Source organism: Advenella faeciporci (assembly GCF_014652395.1).
Lineage (GTDB): Bacteria > Pseudomonadota > Gammaproteobacteria > Burkholderiales > Burkholderiaceae_B > Advenella > Advenella faeciporci.
This window is the reverse complement of sequence record NZ_BMYS01000008.1, coordinates 33,666-50,886: the sequence shown is the minus strand read 5'-3', so window position 1 is coordinate 50,886 and position 17,221 is coordinate 33,666. Positions and strand designations below refer to the sequence as shown.

Below are 17,221 nucleotides of genomic sequence, written 5' to 3'. Positions count from 1 at the left end.
ATGAAAGACATGAGCAAAGTCTAGCTGTTTCCATTTAAAGATCCTACTTTTCTATTTTGTGGAACTCCAAGGATGAACAACACACTGACCAAAGGCATACAAATCCTAGAGATGCTATGCCACAGCGACCGACCGTTACGCTTGACTGATATCGCCAATGAATTGGGACTGATGAAAAGCAACGTGCACCGTTTACTTCATTCCCTCGTTGAACAAAATTACATTATTAAAGATGAAAGAACCGGAGAATACTCTGCCTCCATCAAGCTGTGGGAGCTTGGCTCAGCCGTACTTTCCAAACTGGATTTACGTAAATATTCAGAAAAATGGATGGACAGCCTGACCCAGCTCACTTCAGAAAGCTCACACCTTTCCGTGATAGATAATATGCAGGTCGTCTATGTCCACAAAATAGACAGTTCAAGCCCTATCCGGGCCTATACGCAAATCGGTGGCAGAGTGCCCTTGTATTGTGTAGCCACCGGAAAAATCATGCTGGCCTATCAATCAGATGTATTCATCGAGCGGGTTTCCAAAAATCTGGAACAACACACACCCAACACCATTACGAACCCCAAAAAACTCCTGTTGGAAGTGGAAAAAATTCGCAAACAGGGGTATGCCGTCAATAAAGGGGAATGGCGTGAAGACGTTTATGGTGTCGCCACCCCCATCTCCGATGGTTCTGGCAATGTCATTGCCGCCATTGGCCTGTCCGGACCGGCCAACCGATTCAAACCCCAGAAAATAAAGGAATTTGCCCAATTGCTCACGCAAGCCTCTTCGGCCATCACGTTTGCCTTGGGCGGGGGAAACGGCCATTTGAATTTACAAAGAATCACACACCTGTGGTAAGTAAAAACCCTGATTTTTTCGTATCAAGGGAAAACAAATGTGCAGGCCATGAGCAAGAGACAAGTTCTATTATGTGGAAACTTTGTTGTTTAAAAAAAATAAATTCATAATGTGCTGAAACAGACAAAACACATTCACGTGTTTTGCCTCATTCAAACAAACATCTACTTATTGATGGATACCATCCACCCGGGAGGATTAAATGAGCAGTGAAACCTTAAGTTCCGCCACTGATGTCAAAAATCTTGTACACCCTTACACCAATTTGGGCGACCACTTTAACAAAGGTCCCATGATTATAGAGCGCGGGGAAGGCGTTTATATTTATGACAATCATGGCAAACGTTATCTTGAAGGCATGTCCGGCCTATGGTGCACCTCACTGGGTTTTTCTGAAGAGCGCCTGGTCAATGCAGCGATTGAGCAATTCAAAAAACTGCCTTATTACCATTTATTCAACTCCCGTTCCAATACACCGGCTATCGAGCTTTCTGAAAAACTGCTGGAAATAGCCCCTAAAAGTCTGGCTAAAGTCCTGTATGCCAATTCGGGCTCGGAAGCCAATGATGCAGCAGTAAAACTGGTCTGGTTTTACCATAACGCCCTTGGCAAACCCGCGAAAAAGAAAATCATTTCCCGCTTGCGGGGCTATCATGGTGTCACAGTTGCCTCTGGCAGCCTGACTGGATTGCCTGCCAATCATCAATTCTTTGACCTCCCCATCGATCGCATTCTTCACACTGACTGCCCCAGTTACTATCATGGTGCCAATCCAGGTGAGTCAGAAGAGGCATTCACACAACGCCTGATCAACAATCTCGAGCAGCTTATTCTCAAAGAAGGCCCTGATACCGTTGGGGCATTTATTGCCGAGCCCGTCATGGGAGCCGGTGGGGTTATTGTGCCACCCAAGGGATACTTCGAGGGGGTACAAAAAATCCTGAAAAAATATGACATCCTGTTCATTGTTGATGAGGTTATTTGCGGCTTTGGCCGGACAGGCAACATGTTCGGCAGTGATACCTTCAATCTGCAGCCGGATATCATGTCAGTGGCAAAAGCCCTGTCTTCTTCCTATCTACCCATTTCTGCCACGCTGATTAGCCAGCCCATCTATGAAAAGATAGCGGAACAAAGTGATGAGGTCGGTGTTTTTGCTCATGGCGTCACGTACGCCGGCCATCCGATTTGTGCCGCCGTCGCATTGGAAACACTCAAAATCTATCAGGATAAAAATATCGTTTCCCATGTGCAGGAGGTAGCGCCTTATTTCCTGAGTAAGCTGCACAGTCTGAGCGCGCATCCGTTAGTAGGTGAAACACGTGGTATTGGCTTAATTGGTGCCATTGAATTAACACAGGACAAGGCCAGCAAAAAACCTTTTGACCCCTCAGTGAAAATTGAAAAACTGGTTCAGGAAAACGCGGCCAAACACGGGGTTCTGGTACGTGGCATCCGTAATGCCATTGCCCTTTGCCCTCCACTCATCATTACAAAAGAACAAATTGACGAACTGTTTAACGGTGTTGAAGCAGGCCTTAATGCAGCGCTGGAAACCGTTGAAGCGTCCAAAGCATCTGCTTAAGAAGCATGATCCCAACATGATCCAAAATCAACCAAAAGAAAAATATAAATTTTAATCATATAGTAATTTATTGAATTAAATATTATATTTTTAAAGGAAATGAAATGAATAAACCTAAATTCAAGGGAATTTTCAAATCCCTGGTCATCAGCTTTTCACTGGGATTTGCCTTGCCAGCATTAAGTGCAACACCCAAAGATACCATTATCATGGCGAGAAAAATTGATGACATTAAAGTCTTGGATCCCGCCGAAGTATTTGAATGGGGTAGCGGAGAAATCATCAACAATCTCTATACCCGTCTGGTCACGCTCGATCCCAATGACTTTACCAAATTAGTCGGCGGCGTTGCTGAAAGCTGGAAAGTTTCGGATGATGGCCTGACCTATGAATTTAAAATCCGTCCAGGCCTGAAATTTCATTCCGGCAATCCGGTTACCGCAAAAGATGCCGAATTTTCACTCAGACGTGTTGTCCACCTCAGCAAGACACCGGTCTTTATTTTCAACCAGCTTGGCTGGAAACCGGATACCGTTGACGATATGGTCAAGGCCGTTGATGATTCAACTTTGGTCCTGAAAATTGCCCAACCCTATGCCAACTCGCTGGTTATCAATATCCTTTCAGCCGGCGTCGCCTCTATTGTTGATAGTGTGGAAGTATCCAAACACATTAAAGACAATGACTACGGCTACAACTGGCTCAAAACCAATTCAGCCGGTTCCGGTCCCTATAAACTGGTTGTATGGAAACCCAAGGATGCCGTCGTTTTGGAAGCCAACCCCGACTTTTATCTGGGCGCACCCAAATCGAAACGATTCATTATTCGCCATGTTGCAGAGTCTTCTGCACAAAAACTGTTGCTCACGGCGGGTGATATTGATATTGCCAGGGATTTAAGCGCGGACCAAATCAAGCAGGCCCGCTCTGATGATAAAGTCAAGGTTGCCACTACCGAGAAACTGAGCACCTATTATCTGGGGCTGAATTCGGCCAAAAACGAAATTCTGGCAAAACCAAAAGTATGGGAAGCTTTGCGCTGGCTGATTGACTACCAAACCATGGCCAACACCTTTCTGGATGGTTACTACAAAGTACACCAATCTTTCCTGACCGGTCAGGACGGTTTGCAGGAAACCCCCTACAAACTGGATGTGGAAAAAGGCAAGGCCTTATTGGCTGAAGCCGGTTATCCAGATGGTTTCAGCATCACCATGGATTTGTACAATACCGCCCCACAAACAGATATCGCCCAATCGATTCAATCCACTTTTGCCCAAGCAGGCATCAAACTTAACCTGACACAAAGTGATAAAGCACAGGGTTTGACCAAGTATCGTTCACGCGGACACGACATCATGCTGGCTGCATGGTCTCCCGACTATCTTGATGCGCACTCGACGGCAGAGTTTTTTGTAAGAAACACCGACAACTCGGACAACTCCAAAAACAAGACTGCAGCATGGCGTAATGGCTGGGAAATCCCCGATTTATCCGTCCTGACTGAAAAAGCGATGATGGAGCAGGATGCTGAAAAACGCCGCAACATTTATCTTGAACAGCAAAGAGTTGTCCAGCAAAACTCTCCCATGATCATGCTGTTTCAACTGATTGAAAGTTCAGTTTTACAAAAAAATGTGAATGATTTCATTTCAGGACCCGGCTTTGATACGGCCCTCTACTGGAAAATCGAAAAAACCCAATAAACCAACCAATTAAATTGACAGGAATTGCATTTTGTCTAACACACTCAATTTAAAACGCATTGGTACATACTTCAGGATAGCAGGCGACCAGACACTCACTTTACTGATTACGGTGCTTGGCCTGCTACTCATCACCTTCCTTATCGGACGAGTGATCCCGATTGACCCGGTTTTAGCCATCACAGGAGACCGGGTCAGTCCTGAAGTTTATGCAAAAGTCAGGGATGAATTGGGGTTAGATCTGCCACTTTGGCAGCAATTCCTCAATTACCTAGGCAATGTCCTGCACGGCGACTTTGGCACCTCGGTACTGACGTCACAAACGGTCCTGCACGACATTGCCATTTATTTTCCTGCCACCATTGAGCTGGCAGTAGCAGGCACCTTTATTGGTGTCATTTTCGGTATCCCGATGGGTATTGTTTCAGCCGTTTATAAAAACAGCTGGCTGGATCAGGTCATCCGCGTCATATCCCTGGTCGGCTATTCAATCCCCATTTTCTGGCTAGGCCTGGTTGGCCTGCTTATTTTTTATGTCAAACTGGGTTGGGTTGCCGGCGTTGGACGCCTGGACGTTGCCTATGAATACATTATTGAACGGGAAACCGGCTTCATCATGTTAGATGCCATCATACATGGACAGTGGGACATTCTTTCCAACTTCCTGTCACACCTGATCCTACCCGCCAGTCTGCTGGGCTATCTCTCCATGGCCTATATTGCACGCATGACACGCTCTTTCATGCTGGAACAATTAAGCCAGGAATACATTACCACTGCACGCGTTAAAGGCTTAAGTGAGTTTCGCGTCATTCTTCATGCATTCAAAAACACATTGGCTCAATTGATTACCGTCGTGTCCCTTACATTTGCACACCTGCTCGAAGGGGCTGTCTTGACAGAGACCGTTTTTGCATGGCCAGGTATTGGTCTTTACATTACAAACTCTTTATTTTCTGCTGACATGAACGCGGTCCTGGGAGGCACGACCATTATCGGCATCTGTTTTGTTGTCATCAATATATCGTCTGATGCGCTTGGGCGGTTTTTTGATCCACGCTTTAGCAGGAGCTCAACATGAATTCATGGCTCTTATCAGAAACGCCCGCTTCCCGCTTTCAGGCTTCATGTGGACAATTCTATGTAATTTGCCTGTCATTCATCCGCAATCCACTCGCTGTCATCGGATTGCTGATTGTCTTGACCCTGGTTTTATGTGCACTCGCAGCCCCCTACATTGCCACCCATGATCCTTATGCTCAGTCCCTTAACAACCGTCTGCTTTCTCCCAGTAGCGAGCACTGGCTGGGTACGGACCATTTGGGAAGGGATATCTGGAGCAGAATTGTATATGGCTCACGCTCAACATTAACGGTTATTTTTACCGTTGCCATAATTGTTGGCCCTGTGGGTTTAATGGTTGGTATTCTTGCCGGTTTTTCGGGGGGTCTGATAGACCGTGTCCTGATGCGCATCACGGATGTTTTTCTGGCATTTCCCCGTCTTATCCTTGCCCTTGCTTTTACCGCAGTGCTGGAACCCGGTCTGTACAGTGCCATTATTGCCATTGCAATTACCTCTTGGCCAGCTTATGCCAGGCTTGCACGCGCCGAAACCATGATGTACAAGAACGCAGACTTCATCCAGGCCATCAGGCTGCAGGGGGCCTCTACCACCCGCATTCTGTACGGTCATATTGCGCCGCTTTGTTTACCTTCCATTATTGTCCGCCTTACCCTGGATATGGCCGGTATTATTCTTATTGCCGCCGGTCTGGGTTTTCTTGGGTTGGGAGCCCAACCTCCATTGGCCGAATGGGGGAGCATGATTGCCAGCGGCAGGGACTATCTACTTGATTACTGGTGGATAGCAACTATCCCGGGTATCGCAATATGTATTGTCAGTCTGGGTTTTAATATTTTGGGCGACGGTTTACGGGATGTTCTTGATCCCAAAACGAGGTAGAACATGCAAAAAAAAATTTTAACCATCAAAAACCTTAATGTGACCTTTTCCACCCCCAAAGGCCCCTTCCATGCTGTAAAGGATATCAATTTCAGCATGGGAGTGGAAAAAATCGGTGTCGTGGGAGAGTCAGGATCAGGAAAATCCATTACCAGCAAATCGGTACTTGGTTTACTAAGAAAACCCACGCTTATTGAAGCAGACGAGATATCATTCCATGACATGGATTTACGAAACCTGGACAACACACAATGGCGCAAAATTCGAGGCCGAAAAATATCCATGATTATGCAAGATCCACATTACTCGCTTAACCCGATCATGAGCGTGGGCAAACAGATTATGGAATCTTACCTGACACATCATAAAGTCAGCAAGACCGAAGCCAAAGCCAAGACGCTGGAAATGCTGGAATTGGTAAGAATCAATAACCCGGAACGTGTCTTTGATGCTTATCCGCATGAAATCAGTGGTGGCATGGGACAAAGAATCATGATTGCCATGATGCTGATACCTCAGCCGGAGTTATTGATTGCCGATGAGCCTACCTCTGCCCTTGATGTATCGGTACAGAATCAGATTCTGTCACTCATCAATGAAATGGTAACCCGACGAAATATGGGATTGATTTTCATCAGTCACGACCTGAACCTGGTTTCCCGATTTTGTGACCGGGTGCTTATCATGTATCGTGGACGCATTGTAGACGAATGCCCCGCTTCTGAATTGCACGCATCAAAACACCCTTATACACAGGGTCTTCTTAACTGCGTACCCAGTCTTGATCATAAGAAAAAACGACTTGAAGTGCTAAATCGCGAAAAATTGAGGAGTTTTGAATGAATCAGGCACTTATTAGTGTTTCAGGCCTGAACGTATCTTTTGGTGCCAATCAGGTATTACATAATGTCAGCTTCAATGTTGCGGCTGGTGAATGTTACGGTCTGGTCGGAGAATCCGGCTCTGGAAAATCCACCATTCTAAAAGCCATTATGGGACTGAACAAACATACAGGAAAGATTGAAATTGAAAACAAGCCATTAGTCAGTCATAAACGTGACAAAACTTTTTATCGCAAAGTCCAAATGGTGTTCCAGGATCCTTATGGATCTATCCACCCTAAACACTCCATAGACCGGATTTTATCTGAACCGCTGAATATTCAAAAATTCACGGATATTGAAACCAGAGTTTGTAAAAGCCTTGAGGATGTAGGCCTGAACCAGAGCTTTCGCTACCGTTTTCCTCATCAATTGTCAGGAGGGCAACGCCAGCGTGTTGCTATCGCCCGGGCCTTAATTACCGAACCACAAATTCTGGTCATGGACGAACCGACTTCAGCCCTTGATGTGTCAGTACAGTCGGAAATATTGAACCTGCTTGACGATTTGCGCCAGGAGCGCAATCTTACTTATATTCTGGTCAGTCATAATCTGGCTGTCATTGCCCATATGTGTGACAAGCTGGCGGTCATGAACCATGGGGCAATTGTAGAAGAAATGACACCCGACACACTATATACCCAAACGGCAAAAGCCCCCTATTCAAGGGAACTTATCCAGGCCAGTCATGGCTATGATTTGTTTGAAAATGCAGCCTGACCCCCAAGGATATTGATTTTCCGTTTTCTACACACCTATTTACACAATAAGCCAAACACTACAAACACCTACGCCTTGTCTGCCAAACACTCTCTGGCAGACAAGGCGTTTTACATTGTGCGATTGACACGTCCTCATATTTCTTTATAATAACCATAAGTTCATTAAAAGAACATATGTTCATTATACGAACTTTATTATTATATAATATGGAGACTTTACATGTTTATTTCCAAAAAAATGCTTGTCCTGCTAGGTCTTGCCAGCTGTATCACTCTTGCTTCACCAGGCACAATTCAGGCCAATACATCACAATACCCGCAAAAACCCATCAGTCTGGTCATTGCCTTTCCTGCGGGCACTACATCTGATTCGATTGGACGGATTTTTGCTTCGGAGCTTGGCAACGCCCTGGGTCAAACCGTTGTGGTTGAAAACAAACCGGGCGGAAACGCTACAATCGGTGCCAAGTATGTGGTCAATGCCAAACCAGACGGCCACACCCTTTTCCTTACCACCAACACTCCCATTTCGGCAGCTCCCTGGTTACTGAAGAATGTAGGCTATGACCCCATCAAAGACTTCACGCCAATCGGAAGAATCGGCAATCTACCCTTTGTCCTGGTTGCCAATAACAATGTCCCAGTTAGCAAAGTACAGGATCTGGTCAACATGGCCAAAAAAGATCCGGGTAAAGTAACCTATGCCAGTGGCAATGCCACGGGTATTCTGGCTGGTGCCACCTTTGCTAAAAGAGCGGGCATTGATATGCTGCACGTTCCCTACAAAGGTTCACCCAATGCCCTGACCGACCTGATGGGTGGCCGGGTAGATGTCATGTTCAATGATCTGGCCTCCAGCCTGCCCTATATCCAATCTGGCAAAATCAAGGCAATGGCGGTAGCCAGTGCCAAACCCAGCGCCATTGCCCCAGAACTGGAATCCATGGAAACAGCGGGCATCAATAACTTTGACCTGAGTGCCTGGATGGGTTTCTTCGGACCCGCCAATATGGACCCAGCCATCGTTGAGCGTCTTAATGCAGAAATCAACAAAATCATTGCCAACCCCGAGGTCTACAAAAAACTCTCGGATATGGGGTTTGATGCGTTTGGTTCCAAACCGGATGAGTTCGGACAATTTGTAGCCGCCCAACTGGATGTCTGGGGCGACATGATCAAAGAAGCCGGTATCGAGCCACAATAAAATTTTTTAACTTAATCATAAACAAAAAGTTTGGTCCCGCATCAACAGTCTCCGGTTATGCGGGATATTTCATTAGCAGAAACTGGAAATATCAATGTCTACCATAAGTAAAAAAACCAGCTACGATCAGGTTTCGGTTGAATATCTGGTACAGGGTTCGGGCACACCCATTTTATTTTTACCGTCACTGGGAAGAGGACAGGCCGATTTTGACGAATTGACCTTACTCATGGTACAGAAAGGGTTCAAGGTAATACGGCCGCATCCACGGGGCATTGGTGCCAGCCAGGGCCCCATTACGGGTATCACCCTGAAAGACCTTGCAGCCGATGTGGCTGCTGTCATTAAGGCCGAAGGACATTCACAATGCATTATTGCCGGGCATGCATTAGGCAATTTCATTGCGCGCATGACAGCAACCCTGTATCCCGAATTGATTCAGGGTATTGCGCTATTGGCCGGCTCTCCGGGCAAAACACCCTCAGGTGATCCCTCCATTCCACCCGACGTCCTGGTATCTGTCAGTCAAAGTGGCAATCTGGCTCTTAGTGATGCAGAAAGAATCACCCATCTGAATAAAGCGTTCTTTGCCCCTGGCAATGACTGCCACTCCTGGCTTCAGGGCTGGTACCCTGAAACCAAAAAAATGCAATGGGAAGCCTGGCATGCCACCCCGATTGATTCATTTTTCAAGGCAGGAAATGCACCAGTGCTGGATTTGCAGGCCGAACTGGATACCGTCGTCCCCAGGCAATACACTCATTACCTGAAAAGTGAACTGGGTGAACGCGTAACAGTCACTGTCATTCCCAATGCCGGGCACGCTTTGATACCAGAGCAGCCCGAGGCCGTCTGTGAAGCCCTGACAAACTGGGCCTTGTCCTTGTAGACAAACACACTGGAGGGAGCGCGCTTTCAAGTGGCATGCCGCACCGCTCCAAACCGGTTTTCTTCATGACTTAAAAACTCCTCAGAGATCTGGTGGGCGCTTTTCTTATCATGCACCAAGCCAAACAACATATTGGCCACATACTTTGGACTGTTCACCTGCATGAAATGCCCCGAAGGAATAATCAATGTTTCCGCAGCAGGACAAAGGCCGGACAGTCTTGTGATTTCGGCAGGTGGGCGCAACACATCGAACTCGCCCCCGATAAACACCACTTTGCCGGATAATTTAGCCAGCGCTTCAGATAAATCCAGGCCCGCCAGCATTTTATAAATGGCGCCTAAACTTCTGGCATCAGAAGCCAGCCAGGCGCAGCGATAATCATGATATTTCTGCTTATCTGTCTGCAGGCTTTCAGGAAAAGCCAGATCAAAGATTGCCTGGCCTTCGGCACGGATACCTTTCAGTGCTATCTCGCTGGCTTTTAGCATGGCATTATCGCGTTTTTCTGCCGCAATGCCACAAGCGGGCGCAAATGCCACCAAGTGACTGACCCGCTTGGGATAACGTGCTGCAAACCCGATGGCAATGCCCGCTCCTACTGCAACACCGGCCAATACAATCGGTTCATGAATCTCCAACTTATCCAGCAAGGCAGCAAGATCCTCTATATGCTGATCAATGCTGACATCGCCAACTATCTTTTCAGACAGGCCAAAACCGCGTTGATCATATCGCAGAATTTGTGCTGATTCAGGAAAATAGGAAACTGTCTCCGTCCAGCTTTCCAGTGTCCCCCCCATTTCATGCATCAACACATAAACAGGCCCTTTTCCTTGCCTGAATTCATACCTGATGGCGCAATCATTCACTTCCACCCAAGCCATATTAATCCTTAGAACATTTCCATCAATTTTGCATGATCGCCCTCAAAATCGGCAGGTACACCCCGGTAGATGATTTCTCCCGATTTCATGACCACCACACGATCCGATACATTCAGCGCTTCGCCCACCTGCTGCTCCACCAGCAAAATAGACATACCTCTTTGTTTCTGCACGGCCCTGATCGGCTCCAGCAGATCCTGGAACAGTTTGGGCGCCAGGCCAATCGAGGGTTCATCCAGCAAAAGGATGGAAGGTTTGCATAACATGGCCCGACCGATGGACACCATCTGCTGCTGGCCACCCGATAACTGGCCTGCCTTGCGAGTCCAAAAATCCTTCAGTTTGGGTAAAACGCCCAACACTTCATCCACCCGTTCATCGGCCACCGAACCGGTCATTTTGGCTGACCAGAGCGCCAGTGCAAAATTTTCCTTGACGGTTAAACCGGGAAACACTCCCCTGCCTTCCGGCACATAAGAAATGCCATGCCCCGCCATATCACTGGGTGAAGGCACAATATGTTGACCATTAAGCAATACCTCACCCGCCGAATAAGGCTGCAGACCGAACAGGACTTTCAGCAAGGTCGACTTACCGGCACCGTTATGGCCAATCAAACATAAAATCTCATTCTTTCTCAGATCAAGATTCATGTTTTCAAACACATTATGGTCATCATAGCCAGCCGACAGATTTTTGGCTTCAAGCGCAGATACTGCTTGATCGGCAGCAGTGGCTGCCCTATTGTTTTTAGTTTCCACTCTGACTCTTCCCAAAATAAATGGCAATTAACTCTGGATCACGCAATACCTTCTCAGGAACATCTTCCGCCAGTTTTTTTCCCTGATCCAGAAAGGCAATGCGATCGGCAAGCTGGGTCATCACATCCAGATTATGTTCAATCAGGCAAATCGTGACGCCATCTGCGGTGGCTTCACGCAGAATATTAATAAACCGGTTACGTGAGTTCAGATCCAGACCCGATGCGGGTTCGTCCAGCAACCAGATTTTTGAACCGGTTGCCAGAATGCGCGCCAAAGAAAGAAACTTGGTTTCGGCATAAGACAAATCCACCGCCCGTTTGTCAGCCATGGCAGACAAACCGGTCCTTTCAAGCGCCTTCTCAACCGTCTCAAGACGTTGATGCCAGGCCGCTTTGCCACCCGGCTGCCAAAACCATGATTCCGGCTCAACCGCCACCAGCACATTATCGCGCACGCTCATATGGGTAAACAGGCGCAAATCCTGAAAACTTCGGGCGATGCCCATCTGTGCAATACGATGCGGTTTCTTGCCAATAATTGATTTGCCGTGCAGCAGCACGTCACCGGCACTGGCCACCAGGTTACCCGTCATCAAGTTGAAAATAGTGGTTTTACCGGCACCGTTGGGACCAGCCAACGCCGTTACCACCCCTTCCTGAAGGTCCATGTCCACCGATTGCACGGCAGCCAAACCACCAAAATTCTTGCTCAGTCCTCGAACAGAAAGCAATACATTCGACATTTTTATTTCCCTCCTGTTTTACCGGCAATGCCTGATGGTTTGAAAATCATCAGCACAGCCATGAGTGAGCCATAAATAAACTGCTGAACCGTACCGATTTCCGTAGGAGGAATAAAGGGAATGAAGGTCAGAATGGCAGGCAATATCAGCAAAAAGACGGCACCAATCAAGGGTCCGGAAAGCGTGCCAACCCCCCCGATAACCACCATCGCCAGCATCAGGATAGACTGTTCAAGCGTGAAGCTTTCCACGTTGATAAAAGCCAGATTGAATGCAAACAGGGTACCTGCGACCCCCACAATGGCACACCCGACAACCATCGCCAGGGTCTTCAGCAAGGGAACGTTCTTGCCAAAACTTTCTGCCGCGCTTTCATTGTCACGAATCGACATCAGGGCACGACCAAAGCTGCTTCGCATGAGGATCTGGATCACAGCCAGTGAGAGCAGCAAGGCAACCAGACACACTGCCAGGAAAGCACCCGGCGAAGACACATCAAAGCCAAACAGGGTTGCCGGTGGAATACCCACCAGGCCACCATGACCGCCTGTCAGGGAATGGGCTTCACTGAAAATGGTAATGCCCACCATTTGCAAACCAAGACCGGCGGCCACAAAATATTCACCCCGCACCCGCAACGCCGGCAAGGCAAGCAAAAGCGACAGGGCACCGGACACCACGGCACCAATCAGACTGGCTAATAAAACATCTGGCACGATCAGCAAGGCAAACTGGGCACCGGCATACGCCCCCAGGCCAAAGAAAATGGCATGGGCAATACTGAAAATACCGGCATAACCAACCAGCACATTCAGGCTGGCCGCCGCAATACTGTAAATGGTGGCCAGTGTTAACAGGTTAAGAATATAGTTAATCATCGTTTGACTGACGCTCCAAACAGGCCACTCGGACGGAACATAATAAATGCGAACAGGATAAAGAAGCTGACTGCCTCACTCCATTGCGTATCCACGACGGTAATGACGAGGTTTTCAATAATCCCCAGGAACAAACCCGCCAGCGCAGCACCTTTCAGGCTGCCAATACCCCCTACAATCGTGGCGGCAAGACTGATCAGCATTACCTTGGAGCCGGATGAGGGCTGAATGCCAATCGAAATACTGGTTAAGATGGCGGCAGGCACCACCAGGGCCGATCCAATCACGAAAGCCAACACGGTAAGATTCTTTGCATTTAAACCAAAAGCTTCCAGCAGGCCCGGGTTTTCTGACAAGGCACGCAGACCCAGTCCGGCATTTTTCTTTTCCAGAAAAAGCACTACCAGGCCGAACAGCACAATTGAAACGCCAATCGCCACTGCCAGAATGGGGGCCAGATACAGGCCTTCAATCACCTCACTGGCCATGGTCAGTGACGAACTGACCGTGACCGAACCACGACCAAAAAAATACTGGATCAGACTTTGTACGGCAATACTCACCCCAAAGGCGGCTACGAACACAGTAAAAAACGATCCCTCACTGCGCTGGATGGGACGATAAATAAAAACGGCCATCAAGATGCCAGCCAGTATCGCCATGACAAAGGAAACCAGGGTTGCCCAAGGCCACCACATGCCCAGCTGAATACACTCATAAAAAGCATACCCGGCTATCACAAAAGTCGCGCCATGCGCCACATGAAATATTTTGGTTGCACCAAAAATCAATGCAAAACCGGCAGCAGTCAGCGCATATAAAATGCCCGTCTGAATACCTGAAGCCAGAAGTTGAAGAAAAAGCATTATTTATCCCTTTTGAAAGGAACCATTAAAAACAGTGATACAAAAACCAGACACCCACAAAATCAGGTAGGGGCTGGTACGCAAGAACAGCACCAGACCAGCCCTTATCCTGTTGCACTCAGGCAAAGCCAATTACTTGATTTTTTCTGTCACACCGTTAGTGATTTTATTAATCTGCATGGCAGCGGTTACGGTACCGTCATGGAACGTTGCCTCACCACCCGCCAGATCAAATTTCCCAACCCGCTTCAGCTCCTCTACCAGCGTATCGCCCGTGACCGGTTTACCGGCCTCTTCCAGACCTTTGGCCAGATAACCAAACAACAGTCCACCGTTGTAATAATTAAGACCATAGGTGGTTGGTTCGGTTTTGAACTTCTCACGCCAGCTCTCTACAAATCGTTTCATGATGGGTTGATCCGATTTCCAGTCCGCACCCTGGCTGGTAAAAATCAGGCCTTCACTTTCGGGCAGTTTTGAAATGGAAGGAAAATTGGCGGCACCATACGTTAACAGCTGGTGCTTGATGCCTCCATCACGTACCTGTTTGATGATGTGACCAATCTGGGAAATATTGGGGCTGGCAATATAGATGGCATCCGGCTGGTCACTTCGCAGTTTGGCAATAATGGAAGAGAACTGCTGCAGATCAGGTGGAACGCTGTATGCAGAAGTGACGGTACCCCCCGTTTCAGGCAATCCTTTTTTCAGCTCTTGCAAAATACCCTGTCCCAGGGCGTCATCAACATAAATCACTGATATTTTCTTGATATTGTTTTCACTTAGCCACGGAATCAGGAATTTCACTTCCTGGTTGGCCAAAGGAATAATATTCCAGAAATACGGAGACAATGAAGCCAGATCGGGTCCCACCGCCCCACCGTTGATCATCATGGCTTTAGCCCGCTGACCAATCGGTGCCGCCGCCTTGGAGACACCCGTAAAGCCGACAAGGGTATAAACAGCCTTGTCTACACTGGTCAGGCGGCTCATGCCAATCGCCCCTCCTTGTGGCGTACCCAAACTGTCCGCACTTTTAATTTCAACATTGCCCTTTAGCAATTTATCTTCCTTGATATGATCAAAAGCCAGTTGCACGGCATTGGTATAAATGCTGCCCGCCTCGGCATTGGGGCCGGACATGGGGAACAGGGTTCCCACCACATAAGGCCCTGACTGGGCACTGGCGCTCATTGAAACCGCACCCAATAAGGCCAGGCCTGATATGAATGAAGTAATTTTCCTGTGTTTGTACATTGATGTCTCCGTTATATGAATTACTTTTTACGCTTTTTTAAAAAGAAAGTTCTGCTTCTGTCCTTTCCTGTAAATACTCCCTGCTTACACCCGGTGCCATATCCATCACCCGGAAACCTGTTTCAGAAATATCCAGGACCGCCAGATTGGTATATACCCGTGATACCGCCCCGCTAGCCGTCAATGGGTACGCACATTGATTCATCAAGCGGGGTTTACCGTCTTTGGTGGTATGCTCCATTAAAACCCAAAGTCTTTTGGCACCCACCGCCAGATCCATTGCCCCGCCCACGGCAGGTGCGGTATCTGTTTCTGACAAGGCCCAATTGGCAATATCACCGGTTTTGCTCACGTCATAAGCGCCCAGCACGCATAAGTCCAGGTGACCGCCACGAATCATGGCAAAACTGTCGGCATGATGTACATAAGAACCACCTTGTTTCAGGGTGATATATTGCTTGCCGGCATTAATCAGCCAGGGCTCAATGTCATCTTCACCCGGTGCCGGGCCTATACCGATCACCCCGTTTTCCGAATGAAAAATCACTTCTTTGTCATCGCCTACATAATTGGCCACCAGTGTCGGAATGCCAATACCCAGATTCACAAACCATCCGTCACTGATATCCCGTGCCAGGCGCGCTGCCATTTCATGTCGGGTCCATGGCTTCACGCTTTCATTTAATGCGTTGTCTGTTAATGTTGTCATTTTTTTCTCCTAGAGCTGGGGTGATCCGTATGGAAGATGTAGTACGCGATCCACAAAGACACCTGGGGTAACAATGGCTTCGGGATCCAGCTCTCCCAGCTCTGCAGTATGCTGGGTTTGGGCAATGGTTAACCTGGCGGCCATGGCGCACACCGGATTGAAGTTTCTACCCGACTGTTTATAGGTAAGATTACCCCAACGATCCGCCTGCCAGGCTTCAATCAGCGCGACATCACCCTGCAAGGCCTCTTCCAGCACATACTTGCGACCATGATATTCACGGACTTCTTTATTCTTGCTTAACAGCGTATTCACACCCGTTGGCGTATAAAAAGCGGGAATGCCTGCACCGGCAGCCCGCATGCGCTCTGCCAGCGTCCCTTGCGGCACCAGCTCCAGTTCAATTTTTCCTGCTTTGTACAGATTTTCAAAAATGGTAGAACCGGCAATTCTTGGAAAGCTGCAAATCAAGCGGCGAACCCGACCTGCTTCCAGCAAACGGGCCAAACCCACCCGGCCATAACCTGCATTATTCGCCACAATCGTCAGGTCTTTGGCTCCTTGTTCAATCAAGCCTTCAATCAGGTGAACCGATTGTCCCACCGCACCAAACCCGCCCAGCAAAATGGTTGAACCATCCTGCACACCTTCCAGCGCTTGCGCCACTGAATTAACAAACTTTGAAATCATAAATTACCTGATCATTTGATTTTCAAGGACAGGTTGCACTGGCAATAATTAAAAATGTTTGCATGCCAGACATTTGTCCAAATTATAAAGAAAAAAATAAAATGCTTGTAATATGGTTTGTACTAATAAGCAGTACAAACCATTAAGACATCGTTACTCAAATCTGGAAGAGCGTGGCGCCGACCCGGTAAAACCCTCATTAACCGGACTATAAAAATAGAAGGTGATTTTCCTGGACTTGAATTTCCAGACCCCGTTTTCCCTGACCATCACATCGTCGTAATGACCCGCCGACGTGTAAGAAACCCCATTGGAAATGGAAATGTATTCCATAGAGATACGACCCGTGGCCGTATCCCCATCAATCTGGACCGTGCCATTGGTACAAAAATGCCAGAACCGTTCGGCTACTTTAGGTACATCCTGTGAAAAAAACCGCATGATTTCCTGATGCCCGGAAACTTTCGACAGCCCTTCAAAAACCCCGTCTTCTGTAAACAGATCCACAAAATCATCCCACTGCATATCATCCAGCAAATGGCAATACCTCGCCCTTAACCTGATGATTTCCAGCTCATCTTCCACTTTCTGCAAACGTTGTTCCAACGATGATGTCATTTT

The 17,221-nt window shown here is 47.7% G+C and carries 18 protein-coding genes; 9 read left to right on the top strand and 9 right to left on the bottom strand.

All coding sequences use genetic code 11. The annotated features are described in order from the left end of the window. Positions 1–72 precede the first annotated feature (72 nt). The 9 genes from IE074_RS07265 (at position 73) to IE074_RS07225 (ending at position 9,807) form a co-directional block, all read left to right on the top strand. A complete protein-coding gene (locus tag IE074_RS07265; RefSeq protein ID WP_189384812.1) occupies positions 73–855 on the top strand; it encodes an IclR family transcriptional regulator in 783 nt (260 codons plus the stop codon). Between the two features lie 202 nt (positions 856–1,057). Then, entirely contained in the window at positions 1,058–2,440 is a 1,383-nt protein-coding gene (locus IE074_RS07260; RefSeq protein WP_189384811.1) for an aspartate aminotransferase family protein, read from the top strand. Between the two features lie 104 nt (positions 2,441–2,544). Then, a complete protein-coding gene (locus IE074_RS07255) occupies positions 2,545–4,146 on the top strand; it encodes an ABC transporter substrate-binding protein (RefSeq protein WP_189384810.1) in 1,602 nt (533 codons plus the stop codon). Between the two features lie 31 nt (positions 4,147–4,177). After that, complete coding sequence (locus tag IE074_RS07250) at positions 4,178–5,227, top strand: ABC transporter permease (RefSeq protein WP_229793932.1); 1,050 nt, start codon at positions 4,178–4,180, stop codon at positions 5,225–5,227. Continuing rightward, a complete protein-coding gene (gene nikC, locus IE074_RS07245) occupies positions 5,224–6,111 on the top strand; it encodes a nickel transporter permease (RefSeq protein ID WP_189384809.1) in 888 nt (295 codons plus the stop codon). Before IE074_RS07250 ends, nikC begins: the two co-directional genes overlap by 4 nt. Before the next feature lie 3 nt (positions 6,112–6,114). After that, the gene (locus tag IE074_RS07240; protein ID WP_189384808.1) at positions 6,115–6,954 is read left to right on the top strand and encodes an ABC transporter ATP-binding protein; all 840 of its coding nucleotides are present in this window, start codon (positions 6,115–6,117) and stop codon (positions 6,952–6,954) included. After that, on the top strand, positions 6,951–7,712 hold the full coding sequence (locus IE074_RS07235) for an ABC transporter ATP-binding protein (protein ID WP_189384807.1): 762 nt from the start codon (positions 6,951–6,953) through the stop codon (positions 7,710–7,712). The genes IE074_RS07240 and IE074_RS07235 overlap by 4 nt, the downstream gene beginning before the upstream one ends. A gap of 222 nt (positions 7,713–7,934) precedes the next feature. Continuing rightward, complete coding sequence (locus tag IE074_RS07230) at positions 7,935–8,918, top strand: Bug family tripartite tricarboxylate transporter substrate binding protein (protein ID WP_189384806.1); 984 nt, start codon at positions 7,935–7,937, stop codon at positions 8,916–8,918. A gap of 94 nt (positions 8,919–9,012) precedes the next feature. Then, a complete protein-coding gene (locus tag IE074_RS07225) occupies positions 9,013–9,807 on the top strand; it encodes an alpha/beta fold hydrolase (RefSeq protein WP_189384805.1) in 795 nt (264 codons plus the stop codon). Between the two features lie 26 nt (positions 9,808–9,833). Here IE074_RS07225 and IE074_RS07220 read toward each other — a convergent pair whose 3' ends face one another. From IE074_RS07220 to IE074_RS07180, 9 genes are all read right to left on the bottom strand, one after another. Beyond that, positions 9,834–10,694 carry an alpha/beta fold hydrolase gene (locus IE074_RS07220; RefSeq protein ID WP_189384804.1) on the bottom strand — a complete coding sequence of 287 codons (861 nt, stop codon included), beginning with the start codon at positions 10,692–10,694 and terminating at the stop codon, positions 9,834–9,836. 8 nt (positions 10,695–10,702) lie between these two features. Then, on the bottom strand, positions 10,703–11,455 hold the full coding sequence (locus IE074_RS07215) for an ABC transporter ATP-binding protein (protein WP_229793931.1): 753 nt from the start codon (positions 11,453–11,455) through the stop codon (positions 10,703–10,705). Then, positions 11,445–12,200, bottom strand: coding sequence for an ABC transporter ATP-binding protein (locus IE074_RS07210; RefSeq protein WP_189384803.1), 756 nt, complete (start codon positions 12,198–12,200; stop codon positions 11,445–11,447). The genes IE074_RS07215 and IE074_RS07210 overlap by 11 nt, the downstream gene beginning before the upstream one ends. Before the next feature lie 2 nt (positions 12,201–12,202). Continuing rightward, positions 12,203–13,078 (bottom strand): branched-chain amino acid ABC transporter permease, encoded by an 876-nt coding sequence (locus IE074_RS07205; RefSeq protein ID WP_189384802.1) that lies wholly within the window; start codon positions 13,076–13,078, stop codon positions 12,203–12,205. Further along, positions 13,075–13,944: a branched-chain amino acid ABC transporter permease gene (locus IE074_RS07200; protein WP_189384801.1), complete on the bottom strand. Its 870-nt coding sequence runs from the start codon at positions 13,942–13,944 to the stop codon at positions 13,075–13,077. Before IE074_RS07200 ends, IE074_RS07205 begins: the two co-directional genes overlap by 4 nt. Before the next feature lie 132 nt (positions 13,945–14,076). After that, positions 14,077–15,201, bottom strand: coding sequence for an ABC transporter substrate-binding protein (locus IE074_RS07195; protein WP_189384800.1), 1,125 nt, complete (start codon positions 15,199–15,201; stop codon positions 14,077–14,079). 37 nt (positions 15,202–15,238) lie between these two features. Continuing rightward, on the bottom strand, positions 15,239–15,910 hold the full coding sequence (locus IE074_RS07190) for a 3-oxoacid CoA-transferase subunit B (RefSeq protein WP_189384799.1): 672 nt from the start codon (positions 15,908–15,910) through the stop codon (positions 15,239–15,241). Between the two features lie 9 nt (positions 15,911–15,919). Continuing rightward, positions 15,920–16,600, bottom strand: coding sequence for a 3-oxoacid CoA-transferase subunit A (locus tag IE074_RS07185; RefSeq protein ID WP_189384798.1), 681 nt, complete (start codon positions 16,598–16,600; stop codon positions 15,920–15,922). A 153-nt stretch (positions 16,601–16,753) separates the two neighbouring features. Next, positions 16,754–17,218, bottom strand: a complete 465-nt coding sequence (locus tag IE074_RS07180) for a nuclear transport factor 2 family protein (RefSeq protein WP_189384797.1) — start codon at positions 17,216–17,218, stop codon at positions 16,754–16,756. Positions 17,219–17,221 lie beyond the last annotated feature (3 nt).

Bases quoted from the DNA above. Each gene is read 5' to 3' on its own strand.
- nikC (WP_189384809.1), top strand. From the start codon at position 5,224: ATGAATTCATGGCTCTTATCAGAAACGCCCGCTTCCCGCTTTCAGGCT.
- IE074_RS07225 (WP_189384805.1), top strand. From the start codon at position 9,013: ATGTCTACCATAAGTAAAAAAACCAGCTACGATCAGGTTTCGGTTGAA.
- IE074_RS07260 (WP_189384811.1), top strand. From the start codon at position 1,058: ATGAGCAGTGAAACCTTAAGTTCCGCCACTGATGTCAAAAATCTTGTA.
- IE074_RS07220 (WP_189384804.1), bottom strand. From the start codon at position 10,694: ATGGCTTGGGTGGAAGTGAATGATTGCGCCATCAGGTATGAATTCAGG.
- IE074_RS07255 (WP_189384810.1), top strand. From the start codon at position 2,545: ATGAATAAACCTAAATTCAAGGGAATTTTCAAATCCCTGGTCATCAGC.
- IE074_RS07200 (WP_189384801.1), bottom strand. From the start codon at position 13,944: ATGCTTTTTCTTCAACTTCTGGCTTCAGGTATTCAGACGGGCATTTTA.
- IE074_RS07240 (WP_189384808.1), top strand. From the start codon at position 6,115: ATGCAAAAAAAAATTTTAACCATCAAAAACCTTAATGTGACCTTTTCC.
- IE074_RS07265 (WP_189384812.1), top strand. From the start codon at position 73: ATGAACAACACACTGACCAAAGGCATACAAATCCTAGAGATGCTATGC.
- IE074_RS07185 (WP_189384798.1), bottom strand. From the start codon at position 16,600: ATGATTTCAAAGTTTGTTAATTCAGTGGCGCAAGCGCTGGAAGGTGTG.
- IE074_RS07190 (WP_189384799.1), bottom strand. From the start codon at position 15,910: ATGACAACATTAACAGACAACGCATTAAATGAAAGCGTGAAGCCATGG.
- IE074_RS07235 (WP_189384807.1), top strand. From the start codon at position 6,951: ATGAATCAGGCACTTATTAGTGTTTCAGGCCTGAACGTATCTTTTGGT.
- IE074_RS07195 (WP_189384800.1), bottom strand. From the start codon at position 15,201: ATGTACAAACACAGGAAAATTACTTCATTCATATCAGGCCTGGCCTTA.
- IE074_RS07205 (WP_189384802.1), bottom strand. From the start codon at position 13,078: ATGATTAACTATATTCTTAACCTGTTAACACTGGCCACCATTTACAGT.
- IE074_RS07230 (WP_189384806.1), top strand. From the start codon at position 7,935: ATGTTTATTTCCAAAAAAATGCTTGTCCTGCTAGGTCTTGCCAGCTGT.
- IE074_RS07210 (WP_189384803.1), bottom strand. From the start codon at position 12,200: ATGTCGAATGTATTGCTTTCTGTTCGAGGACTGAGCAAGAATTTTGGT.
- IE074_RS07180 (WP_189384797.1), bottom strand. From the start codon at position 17,218: ATGACATCATCGTTGGAACAACGTTTGCAGAAAGTGGAAGATGAGCTG.